At 60.4% G+C, this 866-nt stretch carries 1 protein-coding gene and 1 pseudogene; both read right to left on the bottom strand.

What is annotated here, in order from left to right; translation table 11 throughout:
- Window positions 1-322, bottom strand: a pseudogene (locus AAIL68_RS17445) (aromatic hydrocarbon degradation protein); the annotation flags it as partial.
- 213 nt (window positions 323-535) lie between these two features.
- Window positions 536-866 (bottom strand): hypothetical protein (locus tag AAIL68_RS17440; protein ID WP_347141055.1); only part of this gene is annotated, 331 nt, incomplete at its 5' end.

Below are 866 nucleotides of genomic sequence, written 5' to 3'. Positions count from 1 at the left end.
CGGCTGGATAAGCGATGTCGGCCCCGAATGGCTGGTCCAGGATGATGGCGGCTGACCAGAGATCGTTGAACTGGTGCTTATAGGCAAAGCCGAAGTTGCTGTAGGAAGACGCAACATCGCCTGTGCGCTCACCACCGGAATAGAGGCCGAGCGGCAGGTCTGTTCCTGTGATGCCGGGCGAGACGTGGGCGTAGCTCAGCTCGAGATAGTTGCCTGGTTCGAAAAGAGGACCGAGAAACTGGCTGCTCCGCTCGACACCGCCAGCATGGAGCGTGGTGCCGCACAGGAGCCAAACGGCTGTGCCGACGCATGCGGTCTTCATGAAGGCCTCGCTTCAAGGCTCGGGTATCATCACGCCAGCGTCCGCAAGATGCTGCTAGGGAAACGTTAGCATAGGAAGAGCCGTTCTTGGATGTGAAATGCCGGGCGGCTGATCCTGCGCTCGCGGCATGGATCAGGCGTGGCCATACCGATTTCGCTTGGCACTGTCCTCGAGAGTGTCCATGCAACGGCTCTTCACGTCATAGCTTGCCGATTATTGAAAATTTCGACCTTTTACCTTGATCGCATCCAGATGCAGGTCCTTGATATAGATCTCTCGCGCCTTTGGACCGACCGCGGGACCTTCTCGCATACCTCTTGCCCCCTGCCCATGCCGCGCCTCATCGCCGCGCCCTTGAGGAAGCGGAAACGCCGCGCCCCGCGCGCCGACGCTAGCCAGCTCCCGCGACATGTCCTTGATCCGGTGCACCACGAAATGCACCACCTCACCCTCCCGCTGGATGCGCCCCTGCACGCCGATCATGCTCGCACCCAGCACGATCCGTCTGTGCGCCTCAAAGACCTTGGACCAGACCACGAGGTTA

The sequence above is a fragment of the Paracoccus sp. SSK6 genome (assembly GCF_039770665.1).
Lineage (GTDB): Bacteria > Pseudomonadota > Alphaproteobacteria > Rhodobacterales > Rhodobacteraceae > Paracoccus.
The sequence above is the reverse complement of the archived record's forward strand: the minus strand, read 5'-3'. Positions and strand labels throughout refer to the sequence as shown.